Below are 17,838 nucleotides of genomic sequence, written 5' to 3'. Positions count from 1 at the left end.
TACGGCGCGACACGGCCCAGAGCGACGGCAAGCTCGCACATCACCCACCTCCAACAGGCGCGGCACAGCCCAGAGCGACGGCTAGCTCGCACACCCCACACCCCACAGCCCACACCGCCACCCGGCGAGCGCGGCACAGCTCAGAGCGACGGCAAGCTCCCACGCCACCCACGCCCAACCGCCGCCGCACAGCCCAGAGCGACAGCAAGCTCCCACGCCACCCACGCCCAACCGCCGCCGCACAGCCCAGAGCGACAGCAAGTTCCCGCCACCCACCCCCGGCGGGCGCGGCACAGCCCCAGAGCAGCGGCAAGTTCGCGCGCCACCCACTCACGCCCGGCGGGCGCGGCACGGCCTGGAGTGGCAGCGGCTCGCGGGGACTCATGGGTTCGGCCGCTGTCACCGGGGGCCGCTACGCCGTACCGAAGACAGGTTTTCTCTTCAGTCGGCTTCGGCCCAGCCGACAAGGCGTGAAGGCCGGGGAGGTGGACATTGGGCATGCTGCACGACAGAGGTTGGCGTCGCACGGCCGGTGGCCGCGCGCCGGATTCCGCGTCGCGGTGGATTCGTGGCGCCGTGGCGACGGTCTATCTGTTGCTCTCGGTGACGAACTTCCTCACTCTGGACGGCTCGGCACGCACCGTGATGACCGTGCTCTACGGGGCGACGGCCGTGCTGCTGTGCCTGGCCGCCACGCCGGTGGCGGCTCGCGTGTGGCGGCTGGCTCGCGGGCATGGCGAGTTGCTGGCGTTCCTGCCGGTGGCCGACAGTGTCGTGCAGGTGGCGGTGACCGGGCGGCTGCACTACACGACCTCCCTGATGTTGACGTTGCTCGGGCTCGGCGCGGCGGTGACGTCTCGGCGGCTCGCCGCGGTGGCGAGCCTGGCGGGGCTGACCGGCTGGGTCGCCACGGTGGTCGCGCTGCCCGAGTTGCGTGGCGCCGACCTGGGGCATTACAGCTTGCAGCTGACGTTCTCGGTGATTCTCGGCGCGCTGCTGCACGAGGCGCTGCGCCGGCGTCAGCGACAGCTGCGGTCGGTGCACGAGCACGCGGTGACGGTCGCCGACGGGTTCGAGCGGCTGTTCCACGCGTCGCCGTCCGGTGTCGCGATCGCGGATGGCGAGGGTCGGGTGGTCGCCGCGAATCCGGCCTTCTGCGAGCTGGTGGGTCAGCCCGAGAGCGAGGTCGTGGGCGGAAGCATGCAGCGCTACCTGCTCGAAGACGGCGCCGACGAGGGACAGCGCGAGATCACACGACCGGACGGCAGCGTGCGGTGGGCCTATCTGACGACCGGGCGCAGCAACGTCGGCAAGGAGGCCAAGGACTCCCGGCGGCGGCAGTCGTGGACGCTGGTTCAGCTCCAGGACGTAACTGAGCGTCATCTCGCTGAGGAAGCGGTGCGTGATTCTCACCGGCTGGTGGCGGCGGTGGGAGCGGCGGCCCGGCGCATTCGCACCGGGGAGGACGCGCGGACCACGATCATCGCGGCGATCCGGGATCTGGCGGCCGCCGACAACGTGACGCTGCTGGAGCCGGCCGACTGCGGATCCGTGCTGGTGGCGACCGGGGCGGACGGCGCCGACGTGATCGGTACGCGGGTGCCGCTGGACGGTACGTCGATGATCGCCCGGGTCTACCACAGCGGGGAGCCGATCTTCCTCGCCGATCCGGCGCGGGATCCGCGGGTCTCGACGGCGCTGCTCAGCATGGTCGACGGCAAATCGATGCTGTGGCAGCCGGTGGTGGTGAACGGCACGATCATGGCGGTGCTCGTAGTCGGCTGGACGCGGCGGGTCGAGTCGGTGAGCGACAACCGGTTCCTGGCGGTCGGGCTGCTGGCCGACGAGACAGCGCTGGCCCTGGACCATGATCGGCTGTTGCGCCGGCTGGAGCGGATGGCGTTCACGGACACGCTGACCGGGGTGCCGAACCGGCGGGCCTGGCAGGAGAACATGATCCGGCTCTGCGGGGAAGCGCGGACCACGGGCGCGCCGCTGACGGTGGCGATCGCCGATCTCGATCATTTCAAGCGATACAACGACACGTACGGGCATGCCGCCGGTGACGACCTGCTGCAGCGGGCCGCGGCCGCGTTCGGCGGTCAGTTGCGTGAGGACGACTTCCTGGCGCGCTGGGGTGGCGAAGAATTCGTGATCGCGCTGCCGGGCGCCGGCCCCGCCGAGGCGGTGACCCTGCTGGAACGGCTGCGGATGGCGATGCCGGATGGGCAGACGTGCAGCATCGGCTGCGCCACCTGGAACACCACCGAGTCGGTCGAGCAACTGTTGCAGCGCGCCGACGACGCCCTCTACGTGGCGAAGAACGACGGCCGCAACCGGATCCGGACATCCGAGGTGGCGCTCACCGCGTGACGCCGCGAAGCCGGTGGTACGCGAACACGGCGACGCTCACCGCATGATGCCGCGAAGCCGGTGATGGGCGACCGCAATGGCGCTCACCGCATGATGCCGCGAAGCCGGTGGTGGGCGACCGCAATGGCGCTCACCGCATGATGCCGCGAAGCCGGTGGTGCGCGACACCGGCCGCGGTCAGTTGTCTGGCCAGCGGTTCCGGTGAGTGGTCGAGGTAGACGGCGACGTGCTGGACGTCGCCGAGGTGGCAGGCGGCAGCCAGGGCACCGAGGCTGATCGCGTCGATTTCCCGAACTCCGGCCAGGTCGAGGATCAGGCACGACGGCCGGGTGTGCCGGATGGCGCGGATGAGGGTGTGGCGTAGATCAGCCGCATGTTCGGCGTTGAGCACGCCACGGAGCTGGATGACAAGGGTTCCGTCGGGGCCGGTGTTGACGGCGACCGTGGTAGCGGTCATCGCGTTTGCCTTCCGTTACCCGGCGTTCGCCGGGGCTCAAGGTTAGAACCTTCGACGGGCCTGGTCGAGGTGTGACCGGGAATTTCACCTGGTGACGGGAACATCGTCCGGAGCGTGTGGACCGGGCGGCCGGCGCCTCGGTTGAATCATTCAAAGATGATCTTGCAAATGAGGCGGACGTCCGCGCTTGCGGCATCTGAAACGATCCAGAATTTACCGCCTTGAAACCGTTGACGTGTTCGTCACACCCATGCAGACTCCGTGGAAAGCGCTTTCCTCCTGCTGGACCCCGGCCGGGAGGTGAGCGCTTCGTTCTAGCTGCTCACTGGTGTTCGACGAGAAGGAGGGTCATGTGAGCGCCCTCGGCTTCGTTCGTAAGCGTGACGACAAGGCCGCGTACCTCTTCCTGTTGCCCTGGTTCGCCGGGCTGGTGCTGATCACCGCGGGGCCGGTGGCGGCGTCGTTCGTGCTCGGGTTCACCGACTACAACCTGATCCAGCCGCCGCGGTTCAACGGCTTGGAGAACGTCACCCGGATGCTTGGTGATGACCGGCTGCATCATGCGCTCGGTGTCACGTTCACCTATGTGCTGATCTCGGTGCCACTGCAGCTCGCAGCGGCGTTGGGGTTGGCGATGCTGCTGGACCGGGGGATGCGCGGGCTGGCGTTCTACCGGTCGGCATTTTATCTGCCGTCGCTGCTGGGGTCGAGTGTCGCGATCGCGGTGTTGTGGCGGCAGATCTTCGGTGCGGAGGGTCTGTTCAACCAGTTCCTCAACCTGTTCGGGTTGACGGGACGCGGCTGGATCTCCGATCCCGATACTGCACTGTCCACGTTGATCGTGTTGAACGTGTGGACGTTCGGCGCGCCCATGGTGATCTTCCTGGCCGGACTACGCCAGATCCCGGTCATGTACTACGAAGCCGCCCAGGTCGACGGCGCCGGAAAGTTCACACAGTTCCGCCGGATCACGCTGCCGCTGCTGTCACCGATCATCTTCTTCAACCTGGTGCTGCAGATCATCCACGCGTTCCAGTCGTTCACCCAGGCCTTCGTCGTCTCCGGCGGCACCGGCGGCCCATCGGACTCGACCATGTTCTACACGCTCTACCTCTACCAGCGCGGCTTCCACAACTTCGACATGGGCTACGCCTCCGCCCTGGCCTGGCTCCTGCTGATCATCATCGCCGCGTTCACCGCCCTCAACTTCTGGGCCGCGAAGAAGTGGGTCTTCTACGATGACTGACCTCAAAGAACGCGTCACACCCGTGCCGATCACCGTGGAAGCCGCACCGGTGCGCCGCCGTGGGAGAAGTCTGGCGAAACACGCCGGCCTCGGCCTGCTAACCCTGGTCATGCTGTATCCGGTGCTGTGGATGGTGGTCAGCTCACTACGGCCGAACAACGTCATCTTCCGGTCTCCGGGGCTGATCCTGGACGGCCTGGAGACCCGCAACTACGGCGAGGGCTGGAACGCGCTGGCCTCCCCGTTCGGCCACTACCTGGTCAACTCGGCGATCGTGGTGCTCGGCTGCATCATCGGCAACCTGGTGTCCTGCTCGATGGCCGCCTACGCCTTCGCCCGGCTCGACTTCACCGGCAGAAAACTGTGGTTCGCCGTCATGCTCGGCACCATCATGCTGCCGATCCATGTATTGATCGTGCCGCAATACATCGCGTTCTCGAACCTCGGCTGGATCAACACGTTCCTGCCGTTGATCGTCCCCAAACTACTCGCCACCGACGCGTTCTTCGTGTTCCTGATGGTCCAGTTCATCCGCGGCCTCCCGAAGGAACTCGACGAGGCCGCCCGCATCGACGGCGCCGGCCACCCCCGCATCTTCGCCCAGGTCATCCTGCCGTTGATGCTGCCCGCTCTGGCCACCACCACCATCTTCACGTTCATCTGGACCTGGAACGACTTCTTCAGCCAGCTCATCTACCTGACCGACCCGGACATGTACACCGTCCCGGTCGCCCTGCGCTCCTTCGTCGACGCCACCGTGTCGACCTCCTGGGGCTCCATGTTCGCGATGAGCGTCGTCTCCCTGCTCCCGATCTTCCTGGCCTTCCTGATCGGCCAGCGCTACCTGGTCAAAGGCATCGCCACCACCGGCATCAAATAACAGGAGGAAATCGACATGAATAACGGTCTTTCCCGGCGTTCCCTGCTTTCCCTCGGCGCCGGCGCCGTCGCCGCCTCCACTCTGGCCGCCTGCGGCGGTGGTGGCGGCGATGCCGGCGGGGAGATTTCCAAGGACGCGGTGAAGCTGCGTTTCACCTGGTGGGGATCGGACGCCCGGCACAAGCGGACGCAGCAGGCGATCGACCTGTTCACGAAGAAGTACCCGAACATCACCATCTCCGGCGAGTTCAAGGAGTGGAACGGCTACTGGGACAGCCTCGCCACCACGGTCGCCGCCAACGACGCCCCCGACATCATCCAGATGGACGAGCTCTACCTCGCCTCGTACGCCGAACGCGGCGCCCTGCTCGACCTCGGCACCGCCGCGAAACACCTGAAGACCGACGGCATCGACCCGGCCGCCCTGGACACCGGCAAGGTCGACGGCAAGCAGTACGCCGTACCGACCGGTGTGGCCGCGTACTCGATGGTCGTCAACACCACCCTGCTGGAGCAGTACAAGATCCCGGTCCCGGACGACTCCACCTGGACCTGGGACGACCTCAAGCGCATCGGCCTCGAGGTGTCGAAGGCCAGCGGCGGCAAGGTCACCGGCGTACAGTCGTGGGGCTTCGACGCCGGTGGCGTGAACATCTGGGCCCGCCAGGCCGGCGCCACCCTCTACGACGCGTCCGGCAAGGTGTCCATCCCGCCCGCCGTGCTGGCCGGATACTGGCAGTACCTGCTGGATCTCGCCAAGCAGGGCATTGCTCCGGCGCCGTCGGTGACGGTCGAGCGGGCCGGCGCGTCGCTGGACCAGTCCGGCACCGCCACCAACACCTCCGCGTTCGGCACCTGGTGGAACACCCAGCTCACCTCGTTGTCGGCGGCCAGCGGCCAGCAGCTCAAGCTGCTCAAGCTGCCCACCAACGGGCAGGCCGCCGCCGCGGAGAGCCCGTACTACAAGCCGTCGATGTTCTGGTCGATCTCGTCGCGGTCGAAGCACCCGGCCGAGGCCGCCCTGTTCGTCGACTTCCTGCTGAACACCACCGAGGCCGGCGAGGTGCTGCTCACCGACCGTGGAGTGCCCTCGAACAGCACGGTCCGGTCGGCGATCACCGGAAAGCTGGCCGACACCGACAAGGCCGCCGCCGAGTACCTGGCCACCCTCAAGGTCGGCGCCGCCCCGCGCGTCACCCCCAACGGCGCGAGCGGCATCGAGGCGATTCTCAAGCGGCACACCGAAGAGGTGCTCTTCGAGCGGCGGACCCCGCAGGCCGCGGCCGAGTCCTTCATCAAGGAACTCCAGACGGAGATCGACGCGGCCTGACGCCCCACCGCCATCCCCCACTTCCAGGAGAGAGCATGGACGCTCGTACCGGAAAGCTGTTGAAAGCCTGCACGGCGGCCATGCTCCTGGCCGCCGCCATCCCCTCGTCCGCCGCGGCGCACGCGCCGCGCGGACCGCGACTGGAGCGCCTGGACCGCGGCCTGGTGGCCGCCACGACCAGCGAGGGCGTCTTCCTGAGCTGGCGGCTGCTCGGCACCGAGGCCACCGGTTCCTCGGCGACCGGGCTGACCGGCCGGAACTTCGACATCTACCGCGACGGCCGGAAAATCGCCACCGTCACCGACAGCACCAACTACCTCGACGCCGACGGCACCGCGACGTCGAAGTACCGGGTCGCGGGTGCCACCGCCAAGCCGTGGGCCGCCAACTACCGCGACCTGCCGTTGCAGAGGCCGGCGGACGGTGTGACGCCCGCCGGGGAGACCTACACGTATTCGGCCAACGACATGAGCGTCGGCGACGTGGACGGTGACGGGACGTACGAGTACATCGTCAAATGGGACCCGTCGAACTCGAAGGACGTGTCCCAGGTCGGCTGGACCGGGCCGGTCTACGTCGACACGTACCGGGCCGACGGCACCCTGCTGCACCGCATCGACCTGGGCGTGAACATCCGGGCCGGGGCGCACTACACGCAGTTCCTGGTCTACGACTTCGACGGCGACGGCCGCGCTGAGATGATGATGAAGACCGCGCCGGGCACCAGGACCATCCGCAACGGCCGGGAACGCTACATCACCACGCCGGGTCACTCCCCCACCGAGGACCACCGGTTGAGCGCCGCCGGCTACTACGAGCACGTGGTGGGCATGTTCCTGGGCTGGCATGACCATCCGGAGGTGGTCGCCGGGAACTGGCCGGCCACCCTGGAGCAGGCGTTCGGCATCGCGCCGCGGTACCAGTACCCGCTCAGCCGGGCCGACGCCGAGGCGCTGACCGACTACTTCATGGACGTCTACGCGCCGTCCCGCAGCACCCGCAACAATTTGCGCGCCTTCGAGGGATTCATCGTCGACGGACCCGAGTACCTGACCGTCTTCGACGGGGCCACCGGCCGTGAGCTGCAGACCATCGACTACAAACCGGGCCGCCACGACGACGGCCTGATGTGGGGCGACTACGCCATGGCCCGGATCGAACCGGGCAACCGGGTCGACCGGTTCCTGTCCGGAGTGGCCTACCTCGACGGGAAACGGCCGTCGGCGGTGTTCGCCCGCGGCTACTACACCCGCACCACCCTGGTCGCCTACCACTGGAACGGGCGGCGGCTGGCCGAGAACTGGTACGTCGACTCCGGCTGGACACCGATGACGAACCCGTTCAACGACTCGCCGCACGGCCGGGACGGCACCGATCCCGAGTACGGCAAGCTCACCACGCAGGGCTTCCATTCGCTCAGCGCCGCCGACGTCGACCTCGACGGAAAGCAGGAGATCGTCTACGGTTCCGCCACGATCGACCACGACGGCGGCGTCCTGTACTCGTCGTTCGGCACACTGCCGGCCGGCGGGCAGGCACGGCTCGGCCACGGCGACGCCATGCACGTGACCGACATCGATCCGGACCGGCCCGGCCCGGAGATCTTCACGGTGCACGAGGGCGCGACGTCGGCGCCCTACGGCATGGCGATGCGGGACGCGGCCACCGGTGAAGTGCTCTTCGGCACCTACTCCGGGCGCGACACCGGCCGCGGCATGATCGGCGACGTGCTGCCCGGCACCCGCGGCATCGAGTCGTGGGCCAGCATGCCCGGCGGATCCGAGGCACTCGGCCTGCACAGCGCCAAAGGCCAGATCATGACCAACACCATTCCCGGTACGAATCAGAGCATCCGTTGGTCGGCTGACCTCACCACGCAGATCGTCAACGGGGCGCAGACCGTGACGCCGACCATCGACGACTGGAACCGTGGCCGTCTTCTGACCGCCGAGGGGACTCTCGCCAACAACGGGACGAAGGGCAACCCGAGCCTGGTCGCCGACATCCTCGGCGACTGGCGGGAGGAGCTGCTGGTCCGTACCGCCGACTCCTCGGCGATCCGGATCTACCTGAGCACCGAGGTGACGAACCACAAGCTGTACACGCTCATGCACGACCCGCAGTACCGGGTCGAGGTGGCGCGCCAGCAGACCACCTACAACCAGCCGTCGTACCCGAGCTTCTATCTGGCCTCGGACACCGACTGGTCGACGGTGCCGCGCCCGGCCCGGGGCGGACCCCGGCCGGGGGGGGGGGGCCCCCGGGGGGCCCGCCCCGCGGCGGCGGCTCGATAGCCTCGACCCCATGTCGAAGCGAAACGTCGAGTTCGTGCCCGGTGAGACCGTCTACCTGCGGCACGTGCAGCGGGTACAGGTGGGGCTGGTGTTCCCGCTGCGGGTGGTCGAGGAGCGCGGCGACGCGGTCGTGCTGTGGGCGCCGGCCGGCACACAGGGCTGGCACACCAACATGCCGGACGGCCGAACCCTGCTGCAGACGCCGCTGCCGGAGTGGTCCGCGACCCCGCGGGTCCCGGCGCCGCACACCATCGACCACGGGGTGCTGAGCTGGCATCCGCGCGGGCGGGACTACTCGATCCGGTGGTTCTTCCGGCCGGACGGCACCTTCTACCGGTGGTACGCGAACCTGGAGGCCCCGTCAGTCCTCTGGCGCGACGACGATCTGGCCGGATTGGACACCGCCGACTGGGATCTGGACGTGGTGATCGAACCGGACCGCAGCTGGGCCTGGAAGGACGAGGAGCTGTTCCGGGAGCGGCTGGCGATGCCGGAGGCGTACTGGGTGGACGACGAGGACCGGGTCCGCCGGGCCGGCAAGGAGATCATCGCGCTGGTCGAGGCGGGCGCGTTCCCGTTCGACGGCACGTGGTGCGGCTTCCGCCCGGATCCCGCCTGGCCGCCGCTGCCGCCGGAACTGCCGGCGGGCTGGAACCGCCCCGTACAGTGACCGCCATGAACAGCCGTCCCGGAGTCATCGACGATCTCGCGGCCGAGCAGGACCGACTGGAGTCGGTACTGGCCCGGCTCACGGCCACCGAATGGCTGTCCCCGTCCGCGGCCGCCGGCTGGACCGTCGCCGACGTCGTGCTGCACCTGGCCCAGACCGAAGAGGCGGTGCCGGTCGCGCTGAGCGGCGCGCCGGACGCCATCGGCTGGCGGGATCTCGGCGACAACGTCGACGACGCCATGGACGCGCTGGTCCGAGCGGAGCCGGCCGCGCCCGCCGAGGTGTTCGCACGGTGGCGGGCCGCCCGGCGGGCATCGGTCGCGGCGCTGCGGACAGCCGATCCGACGCAGCCGGTGCAGTGGGTGGCGTCGTTGCTGAAGCCGCCGACGCTGGCCACCACCCGGCTGGCCGAGCACTGGGCGCACGCCCTGGAGACATCACCGGGCCGCTCGGCATCGGCTACCCGGACAGCATGCGCCTGCGGCACGTCGCCTGGCTGGGCTTCCACACGCTGCCGTACGCGTACCGGCTGGCCGGGCGGCCCGCTCCCGATCTGTTCTGCGAGCTGACCGCGCCCGACGGCACCACCTGGCGGTTCGGCGATCCGGGGGCCGAGTCGGTGATCACCGGTCCGGCCGGGGCGTTCTGCCGGGTCGGGGCTCAGCGGCTGACGCCGGCCGACTCCGGGCTCACGACGCGCGGGCCGCACGCCGAGACGGCCCTGCACGCCCTGCGCAACTACGCCGCCACCTGAGCGATCCGGCCGGGCGCCCGGCGTAGATTGGTGCCATGTTGGGCGGCCGGGCCACCGCGAGGTTGCGGAGGGCGGGCGACCTGCTGGAGGCGGCGACGCTGCTCGGCGCCCCGGGGCCGCTGGACGATGCCATCGACTTCGCCCAGGCCGTCCTGGCCGCCGTCCCCGGGGATCATCCCGACCGGACCCGCGCCCTGATCAACCTCGGCATCGCTCTGCGGCATCGGTGGGAAGCCGCCGGCGCCCCCGGCGATCTGGACGCGGCGATCGGCTGCCAGCGGGAGGCCGTGGCCGGAACGCCCACCGACGACCCGGATCTGGCCGTCACGCTGTCCAATCTCGGCGTGGCGCTCCGGGCCCGCTTCGACACGTTCGGCCGGCTCGCCGATCTGGACGAGGCGATCGCCGTCACGCGACGATCGGTGGCCGCGGGCTCCACGGACGACCCGGACCATCCCCAGCGCCTGTCGAATCTCGGCATTCCCCTGCGAATCCGATTCGAACACACCGGAGACGGCGCCGACCTGGAGGAGGCGGTCCATCTCGCCACGGCGGCGGTCCGGGCCTGCCCCGTGCACGACCTCCGCCGGGGAGTCCTGCTGTCCGGGCTGGGGAACGCCCTGCTGGCCCGTTTTCAGCACGCCGGCGACCAGGACGACCTGGACCGGGCCGTCGACGCCCACCGGTCGGCCATCGCCGCCACCCCGGCCCGCGACCCGGCGCTCGCGGTGCATGCGAGCAACATCGGGAACGCCCTGCTGAGCCGTTTCCAGCGGACCGGGGAGATCGCCGATTTGGACGAGGCGGTCGACAGTTTCCGGAGGGTCACCCGTGTTCTCGCCGAAGGCGGTGTCCGGGACGCCGCGGCCTTCACCAACCTCGGGGTGGCGCTACTGACCCGGTTCGAGCGCACCGGGGCCGTCGCCGACCTCGACGAGGCGGTCACCGTTCACCGCCGGGCTCTCGCCACCGCCTCGCCGGACCGGCTCCAGCACACGGCCGTCCTGCTCAACCTGGCCGTCGCATTGCACCGGCGCTTCGACCGGACCGGAGCCGGGTCCGATCTCGACGGGGCGATCGCCGGCTTCCGGCAGGTCGAACGCCGTCTGCCCGCCGAGCATCCGGACCGGGCCGGCGCTCTGTCCAACCTCGCCGTCGCGCTGCAGACCCGCTTCGAACTGGCCGGGGCCCGGGAGGACCTCAACACGGCGATCGAGGCGGGCCGGGCTGCGCTCGGCGGGTCCCCGGCCGATCACCCGGATCGCGCCAGGTGCGCGGCCAACCTCTGTGGCGCCCTGGTCACCCGGTTCAAACGGTTCGGCGACGACGACTCCCTGGAAGAGGCGGTCACGATCGGACGGGCCGCGGTGGACGCCACACCTGTCGGTCACCCGGCTCGCGTCAGCTACGCCGCCAATCTCGGCAGAGCGCTCTACCTGCGGTTCGAGGGGCACGGCGACCCGTCCGATCTGGAGGAGGCGATCGTCACCGGGCGGCGGGCGGTGGCGGACACCCCCGCGAACCATCCGGATCTCGCCACGATCCTCTCCAACCTCGGTTGCGCGCTGCACAGCCGCTCCGCGCTCTCCGGCGCCCACGCCGACCTGGACGAGGCTGTCGCGGTGCACGACCGGGCGGTCCGCGCCACCGCCCCGGACCATCCCGATCTCGCGGGACGCCTCACCAACCTCGGTGGCGCGCTCTTCGCCCGTTTCCAGCGCACCGGGGTGCGCGGCGATCTGGCCACCGCCGTCCGGGTGCTCCGGAAGGCCACCCGGTGCACGCTCGCGCCGATCGTCAACCGGGTCGACGCCGCAACCGGCTGGGTGCGGACGGTCACCGGCTCCACCGGTCCGCACACGGCCGTCACCGCGTACACCGAGGCGGTCCGGCTGCTGCCGTTGCTGGCGTGGCGGGGAATCGACGGCCACGACCAGTGGAGCCTGCTGCACGCCTATGCCGGTGACCTGGTGCCCAACGGCGCCGCCACGGCGCTGGCGGAAAACCCGGGGCTGGCCGCCGAACTGCTGGAGACGGGCCGAGGTGTGGTCTGGAGTCAACTGTTGAACACACGTACCGATCTGCGGGCTCTCGATGAGCGCGCCCCGGAGCTGGCGGCGCGGCTCGCCGCCTGCCGCGCCCGCCTGGAAAGCCTTCAAGACCTGGATCAAAAACTCGCAACGGTACGCCGGACGCGCTCCGATCGAGGGTGACATCTACGATCGTGAACCGATCGGGGAGGGACACCCATGGCGGAACTGGCGCCGACCACGGCGGAGACCGTGGCCGTCACCGTCTGGGTGATCGCCCAGGTCGTGGCGACGCTGGGGCTGCTCGGAGGTCTGGCCCTGCTGCACCGGAACCGGGCACCCGCCGCGAAACGGCCAGCCCCCGGCCTCTACGTGCTGGCCGCCGCCGGCACGGTGTCCCTGGTGCTCGCCACCCGCGCCGACTTCGCGGATGTCGTCTCCGGTGTCCGCGTCACCCTGCCCGAGCTGCGGATCTACTGGGTGGCCTATCTGATCGGGTCGGGACTGCTCACCGTGCTGACCTGGACGCTGCTGGTGCGGCGGCACGTCCTGCGCCTGGTCGCCGGGCCGTCCGCGCTGGTGGCCGGGACTCTCCTGCTGGGTCTGGTGCTGACGCTCTACACCCGGATCCAGCAGGCCGATGCCCGACGTGCGGCGGCAGGCCTGCCAACGCTCAAGCCGACCGCGGACGTTTCTGCCGGCGCCTTCGGCGTGCACGCCGAACTCGGCTGGGTGCTCGCCTTCACCGGTACGGTTCTGCTGATGCTGGTGGCCGTACTCCTGGTCGCGGGCCGGCAGGAGTTGCTGGTCGCCGGGATTCTGGCCATCGCGGTGACGCTGCTGGCCGTTCCGGCGCCACCGGGCACGAGTTTCTGGGGGCTGCGCGACGGCGCCGTGGAGGGGGTCCGATACTGGGCCGTCGAGGTGGGTGGGTCGGCGCCGTGGTGGTCGCTGACGCTGCTCGGTCTGGCCGCATTGCTGTGCGCGATCCCGTTTCTGCCACCGGTGGCCCGGGGCTGCGCGACCTTGCTGGCCGCGTGCGCACCGATCTGGATCACGGTGGCGTGGTTGCTGGCCTCCATCGATCTCGACGTCAACCTCGCCCGTGCGCTGAGCGGTGACGGGTTCACTTCCACCTCACGCCGGGTCGGGCTGTTCGCACACCTGTTCATGGTCGGCGGGATGGTCGCGGTTCCGGTGGTGTCGGTACGTGCCTGGTGTACGGCCACGTTGCGGAACAACCCGCGACCGTGGCGCCGCACGCAGGGTGACCAGCTCTAATGGCCGGTTTTGATCACAGTCCCTGGAGGGCCAACCTCGGCGGCCTCATCTTGCAGGTCTTCGATTTTTAGGGCAGCCTAACCTAGGTAAGGATAGGCTCTCGAAGGATCGGCGCTCGATGTACGTCTGCATTTGTTACCACGTTCGCGAGCGTGAGGTTCGGGCTGTCGTCCAAGACGGTGCGAGTACGGAGGAAGAGGTGGGGGACGCCTGCGGCGCCGGTACGGGCTGCGGCAGCTGCCTTGACCGAATTTGTGAGCTGATCAAGGAGGAAAACGCGGACACTCGCCTGCCAGCGGTCGCTTAGCGTCACGGGACGCGTACGATAAGCCCCAGTTAGCCATAACTGGGGGTATTTGGCATGCAAGGCGACGCCCGCGTCATCGAATTCCTGAACGAGCAGCTCACCGCGGAGCTCACCGCGATCAACCAGTACTTCCTGCACTACAAGATGCAGGAGAACTGGGGACACACCGTGCTGGCGAAGCACACGCGGCACGAGTCCATCGACGAGATGCGCCACGCCGAGATCCTGACCGACCGGATCCTCTTCCTCGAAGGCCTGCCCAACTACCAGAAGCTGGGCGTGCTCCGGATCGGCGAGTCGGTCAAGGAGCAGTTCGAATGCGACATGAAGATCGAAGTCGAGGCCGTGGACCGGTTGCGCCGCGGCCTGGAGTACATGCGCTCGATCGGTGACGTCACCTCGGCGCGAATCTTCGAAGACATCCTCGCCGACGAGGAGCACCACGTCGACTACCTGGAGACCCAGCTCAGTCTGATCGAGAAGCTGGGCGAACAGCTCTACCTCCAGAACGTGACGGAGCACCCCGAGCCGGCGTGATCGTCAGGCCGCCGCCCGGGTCAGCATGACGCCGTCGGGCGGCGGCCCACCACCTCACCTCGCCGCCCCACCGGCGTCCCGCAGGACTCCGCCCTCGCCGAACAGATCGCCCGGCACCTGCACAATCGCCGCCTCCGGGCCCGCCGCACCTTGTTGCGGCCCGATCAACCCTCGCGCCCGATCAATCCCTGTGGCTCGATCAATCCTTGCAGCCCAATCAATCCTTGCGACCGAGTCAACCCTCGCGACCCAGCGAATCTCTGCGGCGGGTCAACCTGTGCGGGCCCAGTCAACCTCTGCGCGTTCAGTCAACCTCTGCCGCCCGGTCAACCTGTGCGGCCCCTGGTCAACCTCTGCGGCCCCGATCAAGCCTCGCGACCTAGTCAACCTCTGCGGTCCCAATCAACCCTTGGAACCCGGCCAGCCCTCCGACCCAGCGAACCTCTGCGGGCCCGATCAACCTTGCGAACCGGTCAACCCTTGGGGCGCAATCAATCCTTGCGGCGCAATCAACCCTAACCCGCCGGGCCGCCACTTCAGGGGAGTGGGCCGACGTCGCTCGCGCGGTCGGCTCCGGCTTGCGCCTGCGGATTGCGTGCGCGGCCCTCGGCGGCGCGCGGAAGTCGCCGCGATCGCTGGAGTAGAGGTCAACAGCTCGCCGAGGACGGCACCGGATGATCACAGGGCTACTGATGGATGTCGCATTTAGTGAATCGTTTTAACCTCCGTGGGAGGCTTCGGACCGGCGCAAGGAGGCAGGCGGCAACACGCGCAGTTCCGTGAGCCGGGCGAGCACGAGCAGACCGATCTGGTCGGCCCCGTACTCGGAGAAGTGGGTGTTGTCGCGAAGCTCGTTGTAGAGGTAAATCGGCTTGGACCGCTCGACGCCGAGGCCCTCGACTAGCGTCGCACTGTCCGCGGTCAGGTCGATGTACGGCACGTCCTGTTCGCCGGCGACCGCGGCCATCTCCGCCGGCAGGTCCACGCCGAGACCGTTCGTGTGCCGGGCCACCGCGTCCAGGTGCCCGGTCGCGTCGAAGCGGCGGCGCACCGGCGGGCTCACCAGCACCGGCTTCGCGTGCAGGGCCCGCAGCTCGGTGATCATGCGGGTGAGGTTCGCGCGATAGTCCTCGGCGGTCGTGGTCTTGTCGTTGTGGCCGAATTGCAGCAGAACCACGTCACCCCGCCCGACCCGCGGCAGCATCGCGGCCCAGAGCAGCGGCTCGGCGAGGAAGGACCCGGTGCTCTCGCCGGAGTCGGCGTAGTTCGCCACGGTCACGCCCCGCCGCAAGTGCTGCGGGATTGCCTGCCCCCAACCGGTGTAGGGGAAGGTGTCCTGGTCACACACCGTCGAGTCGCCGGCCAGGAACAGCCTCAACCCGGGACGGCGGGCCGGGCGTACCGTGATCCGCTCGACCCGCGGCGCGGAGCCGGTGAAGGTCAGCGTCAGACCGGGAGTGCCAGAGGTGATCTTGGTGGGTTCACCCTCGGGTTCGCGGACGTCGACGGCGAACGAGCGGTGGGCGTACCGGCCGGGTTCGGTGGCGATCTCGCCGAGCATCATCCGGCGGGCCTCGGCCCGGACTCCGGTGACGGCGGCCTCGCCGGCGTTGCCGAGGACCACCGAGACGTCGTAGACACCAGGGGCGACGTCGAAGTGGCAGACGATCGGCGCGGCGCCGGAACACTCCCCCGGGACGGCGCGCAGGACGCCGCCGTGAGCCGGGCCGGGAGTGCCGCCGACAGCGGTGACGGCGGTCAGTGCCAGGACGAGCGATCGTGATCTCCGCACCGGTTCTCCTCTTGACGGATGACGCAGGGCAGTGAATCGTTTTACCGCGCCGCCATGCAAACAGGTACATCGACACTCGTCAACAGATGCATCAGGGCGCGGGCCACCTCAGACGCATCGCCACGCCCCCCCTGATCGACAGCCCACCGGTCACGGAGCGACTGATCGAGCATGCCGTCGGCCTCCCGGTCGACGCGATCGACGGACTCGGGCCATCACTGGCATCTGGCCGGCAGAGAACCCGGACGATCACGCGGTCCGGCCCCCGTCCAAGATCTCCAGGCGACCGCCTTCGTCACCGGGACCGGTCACGAAGAGGTCGGCGATCCGCCGGTGCCCCGGACCGGGTCGATGGCCGGGCAGCGGCGCGGTCGCCTCACCGGAGACGGCAGGCGCCAGGCTGGCGGCCGTCGTGAGTTTGAGTGCCCTCATCGCGTACCCCCATGTCTTGATCTTGATCTGGTGGCCCAATCGCCCTGTCGCACGCGGGGGCACCGGCTCCCGGCACACCGCATGAGGCCGCTCAGTTGATCGCAATGGCGATCGCCGGGGGCCGCCCATGTTCTGCCGCCGGACCCGGATGGAGGTCAGCGAGGCGCACGCGGAACGGTGGCGCGGGGCGGCGGTGCCGGACGGGCGTAGATATGATTTAGCGCAGGCGGTGCGCCCGCCCGAGCCCACGGGTGACCGGCCCACGCCCGGTCGTCCATCAGGGGCCAAGAGTCCGCGACTCAGCGCCGCTCGATCCTGCCCCGGCGCCGTTACGTCGCCCGTCCGTGCAGGGCGTGGGACTGCTCCGGAGACGACCATGGTTGAGAAGCATCCCCGGCGGACTCCCCGGCAGGGCCGGGCCCGCAAACGGGCCATCCGTGCCCAGGCCGCCCTGACCGGTGTGCGGTATTCGGTGGCCGCCCGCCAGCTGGAGGCGACCGGCCTGCGGCCAGGCGAAACCGTGGCCGGCAGTGGCCGCACCATCTATCCGTTCACTGGTGACGAGCAGCGGCAGCGTCTCATCGAGGCTCGTGCCCGGTGGTCTTTCGAGGAACGGCTCGCCGACAGCCGGCGGGCCGCGTTGCTGCCGGACGGCCGGGCGCAGCATCTGGTCGAGCGGTTCCCGTCGGCCGGGTCGCTCTACCACGGCGAGGACCGCGCCGAGTTGCTGTCGATGTTGTACATGGCGGTCGTCTTCGAGTCGCCGGCGCTGCTGCCGGAGCCCGGTTTCCTGGCCTGGGTGGCCGAGATGGGCGAGGAGACCACCGTCGACATGGAGTGTGCCGCGCTGGATCGGGCGGCCCGGGCGCTGCTCGACCGGGAGCCGGGCGAGCTGTGGCCGGTCCTGGAGCACGCCGTGGCCGCCAGCCGGGACGGCGCCGACTGGCACATGCGGCAGGTCGGCATCCGGCTGGCCGCGCTGAGCCAGGTCCTGTGGGCGGCCCGTCCGGACGCGCCGGTCACCGGCGTGGCGCAGACGCTCGACGCGGTGCTGATGGTCGCCGACGACGGCCACGCCCCCGGCACCCTGGTCCGGCTGCTGACCGGGCCCTACCAGGGACTACGCGCCATGATCGTCGGTGCGGTGTGGGGCGCCGCCGGTCCGCCGGTGGCCTACCGGGTCCGCCGGGAGCGGTCCGGCCACACGCTGACGATGGCGCCCCACGACCTGGCGGTGTTAGCCGGGCAGGAGCTCCTCCCCCACTGATTCGATGGGGGCCGCGCTGTGGAAGACGAGCCCGGCCCGATCGTCGTGGCAGTCCACCATGGCGATCTGGCCGGGGCGCAGCTCGTTGAAGAGGATCTGCTCGGACAGCGTGTCCTCCAGCTCGCGCTGGATGGTCCGGCGCAGCGGACGGGCGCCGAGCACCGGGTCGAAGCCCTTGGCCGCCAGATA

17 protein-coding genes are annotated in these 17,838 nt (G+C 69.5%); 13 read left to right on the top strand and 4 right to left on the bottom strand.

Features of this window, described 5'->3' with window-relative positions:
- Positions 1–576 precede the first annotated feature (576 nt).
- A complete protein-coding gene (locus J5X75_RS07275) occupies positions 577–2,373 on the top strand; it encodes a sensor domain-containing diguanylate cyclase (RefSeq protein WP_307797966.1) in 1,797 nt (598 codons plus the stop codon).
- A gap of 130 nt (positions 2,374–2,503) precedes the next feature.
- Here J5X75_RS07275 and J5X75_RS07270 read toward each other — a convergent pair whose 3' ends face one another.
- The gene (locus J5X75_RS07270; protein ID WP_208466533.1) at positions 2,504–2,830 is read right to left on the bottom strand and encodes an STAS domain-containing protein; all 327 of its coding nucleotides are present in this window, start codon (positions 2,828–2,830) and stop codon (positions 2,504–2,506) included.
- A 352-nt stretch (positions 2,831–3,182) separates the two neighbouring features.
- Between J5X75_RS07270 and J5X75_RS07265 the strand changes: the two genes are divergently transcribed.
- From J5X75_RS07265 to bfr, 11 genes are all read left to right on the top strand, one after another.
- Positions 3,183–4,076 carry a carbohydrate ABC transporter permease gene (locus J5X75_RS07265; protein ID WP_208466532.1) on the top strand — a complete coding sequence of 298 codons (894 nt, stop codon included), beginning with the start codon at positions 3,183–3,185 and terminating at the stop codon, positions 4,074–4,076.
- Complete coding sequence (locus tag J5X75_RS07260; protein ID WP_208466531.1) at positions 4,069–4,956, top strand: carbohydrate ABC transporter permease; 888 nt, start codon at positions 4,069–4,071, stop codon at positions 4,954–4,956. Before J5X75_RS07265 ends, J5X75_RS07260 begins: the two co-directional genes overlap by 8 nt.
- A 15-nt stretch (positions 4,957–4,971) precedes the next feature.
- Entirely contained in the window at positions 4,972–6,285 is a 1,314-nt protein-coding gene (locus tag J5X75_RS07255) for an ABC transporter substrate-binding protein (RefSeq protein ID WP_208466530.1), read from the top strand.
- Positions 6,286–6,320: 35 nt separating this feature from the next.
- Positions 6,321–8,579: a rhamnogalacturonan lyase gene (locus J5X75_RS45335; protein WP_208466529.1), complete on the top strand. Its 2,259-nt coding sequence runs from the start codon at positions 6,321–6,323 to the stop codon at positions 8,577–8,579.
- 10 nt (positions 8,580–8,589) lie between these two features.
- The gene (locus J5X75_RS07245) at positions 8,590–9,249 is read left to right on the top strand and encodes a ribonuclease FAU-1 family protein (RefSeq protein ID WP_208466528.1); all 660 of its coding nucleotides are present in this window, start codon (positions 8,590–8,592) and stop codon (positions 9,247–9,249) included.
- 5 nt (positions 9,250–9,254) lie between these two features.
- Positions 9,255–9,818, top strand: a complete 564-nt coding sequence (locus J5X75_RS07240) for a maleylpyruvate isomerase N-terminal domain-containing protein (RefSeq protein ID WP_208466527.1) — start codon at positions 9,255–9,257, stop codon at positions 9,816–9,818.
- Positions 9,722–10,003: a maleylpyruvate isomerase mycothiol-dependent enzyme family protein gene (locus tag J5X75_RS07235; protein ID WP_208466526.1), complete on the top strand. Its 282-nt coding sequence runs from the start codon at positions 9,722–9,724 to the stop codon at positions 10,001–10,003. The genes J5X75_RS07240 and J5X75_RS07235 overlap by 97 nt, the downstream gene beginning before the upstream one ends.
- 35 nt (positions 10,004–10,038) lie before the next feature.
- Positions 10,039–12,216, top strand: coding sequence for a tetratricopeptide repeat protein (locus J5X75_RS07230; protein WP_208466525.1), 2,178 nt, complete (start codon positions 10,039–10,041; stop codon positions 12,214–12,216).
- 36 nt (positions 12,217–12,252) lie between these two features.
- Entirely contained in the window at positions 12,253–13,314 is a 1,062-nt protein-coding gene (locus J5X75_RS07225; protein WP_208466524.1) for a hypothetical protein, read from the top strand.
- Positions 13,315–13,432: 118 nt separating this feature from the next.
- Positions 13,433–13,621, top strand: a complete 189-nt coding sequence (locus J5X75_RS07220; protein WP_208466523.1) for a (2Fe-2S)-binding protein — start codon at positions 13,433–13,435, stop codon at positions 13,619–13,621.
- Positions 13,622–13,675: 54 nt separating this feature from the next.
- Positions 13,676–14,158 carry a bacterioferritin gene (gene bfr / locus J5X75_RS07215; RefSeq protein WP_208466522.1) on the top strand — a complete coding sequence of 161 codons (483 nt, stop codon included), beginning with the start codon at positions 13,676–13,678 and terminating at the stop codon, positions 14,156–14,158.
- Between the two features lie 718 nt (positions 14,159–14,876).
- Here bfr and J5X75_RS07210 read toward each other — a convergent pair.
- Both J5X75_RS07210 and J5X75_RS07205 read right to left on the bottom strand, forming a co-directional pair.
- Entirely contained in the window at positions 14,877–15,950 is a 1,074-nt protein-coding gene (locus J5X75_RS07210; RefSeq protein ID WP_208466521.1) for a rhamnogalacturonan acetylesterase, read from the bottom strand.
- A 249-nt stretch (positions 15,951–16,199) separates the two neighbouring features.
- Entirely contained in the window at positions 16,200–16,382 is a 183-nt protein-coding gene (locus J5X75_RS07205; protein WP_208466520.1) for a hypothetical protein, read from the bottom strand.
- 376 nt (positions 16,383–16,758) lie between these two features.
- Here J5X75_RS07205 and J5X75_RS07200 point away from each other — a divergent pair, with 376 nt between their 5' ends.
- Positions 16,759–17,649 (top strand): hypothetical protein, encoded by an 891-nt coding sequence (locus J5X75_RS07200; RefSeq protein WP_208466519.1) that lies wholly within the window; start codon positions 16,759–16,761, stop codon positions 17,647–17,649.
- Here J5X75_RS07200 and J5X75_RS07195 read toward each other — a convergent pair.
- Positions 17,620–17,838, bottom strand: a 219-nt coding sequence (locus tag J5X75_RS07195) for a ClpB D2-like domain containing protein (RefSeq protein ID WP_208466518.1), incomplete at its 5' end; no start/stop codon positions are given. The two genes, J5X75_RS07200 and J5X75_RS07195, sit on opposite strands and share 30 nt — an antisense overlap.

The sequence above is a fragment of the Actinoplanes flavus genome, from assembly GCF_017592555.1.
In the GTDB taxonomy this organism is placed as follows: domain Bacteria; phylum Actinomycetota; class Actinomycetes; order Mycobacteriales; family Micromonosporaceae; genus Actinoplanes; species Actinoplanes flavus.
The sequence above is the reverse complement of the archived record's forward strand: the minus strand, read 5'-3'. Positions and strand labels throughout refer to the sequence as shown.

Bases quoted from the DNA above. Each gene is read 5' to 3' on its own strand.
- J5X75_RS07270 (WP_208466533.1), bottom strand. From the start codon at position 2,830: ATGACCGCTACCACGGTCGCCGTCAACACCGGCCCCGACGGAACCCTT.
- J5X75_RS07225 (WP_208466524.1), top strand. From the start codon at position 12,253: ATGGCGGAACTGGCGCCGACCACGGCGGAGACCGTGGCCGTCACCGTC.
- J5X75_RS07220 (WP_208466523.1), top strand. From the start codon at position 13,433: ATGTACGTCTGCATTTGTTACCACGTTCGCGAGCGTGAGGTTCGGGCT.
- J5X75_RS07235 (WP_208466526.1), top strand. From the start codon at position 9,722: ATGCGCCTGCGGCACGTCGCCTGGCTGGGCTTCCACACGCTGCCGTAC.
- J5X75_RS07260 (WP_208466531.1), top strand. From the start codon at position 4,069: ATGACTGACCTCAAAGAACGCGTCACACCCGTGCCGATCACCGTGGAA.
- J5X75_RS07200 (WP_208466519.1), top strand. From the start codon at position 16,759: ATGGTTGAGAAGCATCCCCGGCGGACTCCCCGGCAGGGCCGGGCCCGC.
- J5X75_RS07255 (WP_208466530.1), top strand. From the start codon at position 4,972: ATGAATAACGGTCTTTCCCGGCGTTCCCTGCTTTCCCTCGGCGCCGGC.
- J5X75_RS07245 (WP_208466528.1), top strand. From the start codon at position 8,590: ATGTCGAAGCGAAACGTCGAGTTCGTGCCCGGTGAGACCGTCTACCTG.
- J5X75_RS07240 (WP_208466527.1), top strand. From the start codon at position 9,255: ATGAACAGCCGTCCCGGAGTCATCGACGATCTCGCGGCCGAGCAGGAC.
- J5X75_RS07205 (WP_208466520.1), bottom strand. From the start codon at position 16,382: ATGAGGGCACTCAAACTCACGACGGCCGCCAGCCTGGCGCCTGCCGTC.
- J5X75_RS07230 (WP_208466525.1), top strand. From the start codon at position 10,039: ATGTTGGGCGGCCGGGCCACCGCGAGGTTGCGGAGGGCGGGCGACCTG.
- J5X75_RS45335 (WP_208466529.1), top strand. From the start codon at position 6,321: ATGGACGCTCGTACCGGAAAGCTGTTGAAAGCCTGCACGGCGGCCATG.
- bfr (WP_208466522.1), top strand. From the start codon at position 13,676: ATGCAAGGCGACGCCCGCGTCATCGAATTCCTGAACGAGCAGCTCACC.